This is a genomic window from Cellulomonas sp. P4_B5_2, assembly GCF_056402235.1.
Genome location: NZ_JBFUHU010000389.1, coordinates 1 through 3019 on the forward strand (window position 1 = coordinate 1; position 3019 = coordinate 3019).

Sequence of the window (3019 nt, forward strand, 5' to 3'; positions counted from 1 at the left end):
GCCTACCTGGCCGGCAGCATCCTCGGCTGGACCTTCGCGGGTCTGGCGATGGCCGCCATCGTCGGGCGCGCGCTCGGCCTCCTCGGCTGACACCAGGTCCGCTCAGCGGACCCGGCCCAGGGCGATCGCGGCGTACATCAGCGCCGCGACGGTCTCGCCGTCCGAGATCGTCCCGTCGGCGACCAGCTCCAGCACGCGGGTCCACGCAACGGTGCGCACGGCCGAGATCCCCTCGACCGCCTGCTCCGTCGGCTCGTCCGACGGGCGCAGGCCGCGGGCGAGGAACACGTGCTCCGGCGCGTGGCAGATGCCGTTGAGCGCGAACATCGAGCCGACGAGCTCCCACGTGTCCGCGACGAGACCGGTCTCCTCACGCAGCTCCCTGCGGGCGGCCAGCTCCAGGTCCTCACCGTCGGAGCCGCCGGCGGGGACCTCGAGCGAGACGCCGGTGGTGTACCGCGCGACCTCCACGAGGACGACCTCATCGTCAGCGGTGAGCGGGACGACGAACACCGCGGGGTGGCGCACCTCGACCACGCCGTAGATCCCGGGCGTGCCGTCGGGGCGGTCGACGGCGTCCTCCCGGACGCGGATCCAGGGATTCTCGTAGATGGTCGTCGAGCCGCGGGTGTGCCAGGTGGTCATGGCGGCAGCCTGACAGACGACGGCAAGGGATTGCGCTTACCGGACATTCTGTGACACGGTACGGAAACCGGTTTCTCACCCACCTGTCGGAGACAAGGACGTCTCATGAGAGCTCGTCGCACCCTCGTCGTCACCCTTGCTGCAGGAGCCCTCCTCCTCCCGCCGACGACCGCTCACGCCACTCCCCCGCCGCCCGACGTCGACCTCGGCCGCGAGGTCCTCCCGCCCGGAGACGGCTGGGCCTCCTACGAGGGTCCGACCGTGCCCGACGGCAGGCCCATGGTGGCCACCGGGACCACAGGCGGGGCCGACGCCTCCCCGTCGGAGGTCTACGTCGTCGACACGTGGCAGGAGCTGCGCGACGCCCTCGCCGGCAAGCCCGGCGGCAGCCAGACCGACGCCCGCCGCAACGTGGTCCCCCGCATCGTGTACGTCACCGGGACCATCACCGCGTTCGACCCCGCCGCGTGCGACGCCTTCGCCGCGCAGGTGACCGTGTCGGACACCGGGGAACCGTTCCGGATGGCCGACTACGTCGCGCACTTCGACCCGACCGGCCCGTGGGGACGTGTGAAGCCGAGCGGCCCGCTCGAGGACGCGCGCGTCGCCGCGGCCGCGGTGCAGGCGGCAGCGACACTCCAGCACGTCGGATCGAACGTCACCCTGGTCGGCGTCGGCACGGACGCGAGGATCGTCGGGGCGAGCATGCGGATCCGCGACGCGCACAACGTCATCGTGCGGAACCTCGACCTCGCCGACGCGTACGACTGCTTCCCGGTCTGGGACCCGACCGACACGGCGGCCGGCAACTGGAACTCCGCGTACGACAACGTCTCGGTGTGGACGTCCACCAGCGTCTGGGTGGACCACAACACGTTCGACGACGGCGACCACCCGCACAGCGCGCTGCCGACCGTCTACGGGCGGCCGTTCGAGGTGCACGACGGGCTGCTGGACATCACGCACGGGTCCGACCTGGTGACCGTGTCCTGGAACCGGCTCGACGACCACGACAAGACCGAGCTCATCGGCTCGTCGGACTCCCGGCTCCAGGACCGTGGCCAGCACCGGGTCACGCTGCACCACAACCACTGGACCGACATCGGCCAGCGCGCCCCGCGCGTGCGGTTCGGCGACGTGCACCTCTACGACAACCTCTACACGCAGACCACCGAGGGGCTGTTCCAGTACTACTGGGGCGCCGGTATCGAGTCGAGCATCGTCGCGGAGAACAACGCGTTCGAGCTGGCGCCCGGCGTGGACCCGGGACGGATCATCACCCGGTGGGGCGGGACTCAGCTGCTCGAGGCCGGCTCGACCGTGAACGGGCAGGTCACCGACCTCGTCGCGGCGTTCAACGCCACGGCACCCGTCCCGCTCGCGCCCACGGCCCGGTGGAACCCGGCGGACGTGTACGACTACACGCTCGACCCGGTGCAGGACGTGCCGGCGATCGTGCGTGCCGGGGCCGGCGCCGGGGTGCTCCTCTCCGGCACCCCCGTCGCCACCGCGAAGCCGGGCGTCGCCGTGCTCTCCGACGACAACGGCTGGGACACCGGCCTGCACGACGGCTCCTACACCGTGACGGCCACCCTGTGGTGGGGCCAGAACGCCACCGTCGCCCGGCTGTACGAGAACGGGGTGCTCGTGGGCGCCCAGTGGCTCACCGGGACGACCCCGCACCGGCAGACCGTCGCCTTCCCGGTCACCGGCAAGGTCGACGGGAGCTACACCTACGTGGTGGAGCTGCTCAACCCCTACGGGACGAGCACGTCGCGCCCGCGCACGGTCGCGGTCACGGACGCGGCTCCAGGTCGCTCGGTCCTGACCGACGACAACCGCGACGGCGACGGATCGTTCACCATCACTGGCACCCTGTGGTGGGGCACCAACGCGACGCACTACGCGCTCTACCGCGACGGGGTCGTGGTCGACGAGCAGGAGCTGACGGCCGCCTCGCCGCAGGGGCAGACCGTGGGGACCGACGTGACCGGGCTCGCCCCTGGTTCCTACGCGTTCGTGGCCGTGCTCAGCAACGAGGCAGGCAGCACGTCGACGGCCGAACGGGTGGTCACCGTGCGCCGCTGAGCCGTTCCTGTGCGTCAGTTGTGCAGGGACGCCGATCCACTGCACACAACGTGCACGGGACCCCCGCGCAAGTCTGTGACGTGCGCAGACGCCGCTGTCTAGCGTGTCGCTCATGACCGACTCCGGAGCCTCGACGCCCCCGCCCGCACTGCCCGGCCCGCCTCCCTCCTGGGTGGCGGGCCGTGCTGTTCCCGTCCCGCGCGTGCCCGGACGGGTCGCGCAGGTGCTGGTGCCGTTCTGGGCGGAGCGTCGACGACCGGTCGACACGCGCACCCTCGTCCTGTGC

2 protein-coding genes are annotated in these 3019 nt (G+C 71.7%); one reads left to right on the forward strand and one right to left on the reverse strand.

Annotation, left to right across the window (positions count from 1 at the left end; genetic code table 11):
* Positions 1-102: 102 nt before the first annotated feature.
* On the reverse strand, positions 103-645 hold the full coding sequence (locus AC1DUQ_RS19950) for an NUDIX domain-containing protein (protein ID WP_477061709.1): 543 nt from the start codon (positions 643-645) through the stop codon (positions 103-105).
* 105 nt (positions 646-750) lie between these two features.
* Between AC1DUQ_RS19950 and AC1DUQ_RS19955 the strand changes: the two genes are divergently transcribed.
* A complete protein-coding gene (locus tag AC1DUQ_RS19955; protein ID WP_477061708.1) occupies positions 751-2733 on the forward strand; it encodes a pectate lyase family protein in 1983 nt (660 codons plus the stop codon).
* Positions 2734-3019 lie beyond the last annotated feature (286 nt).

Excerpts from the sequence above, each read along its gene's own strand:
- AC1DUQ_RS19950 (WP_477061709.1), bottom strand. The coding sequence starts at position 645 with ATGACCACCTGGCACACCCGCGGCTCGACGACCATCTACGAGAATCCC.
- AC1DUQ_RS19955 (WP_477061708.1), top strand. The coding sequence starts at position 751 with ATGAGAGCTCGTCGCACCCTCGTCGTCACCCTTGCTGCAGGAGCCCTC.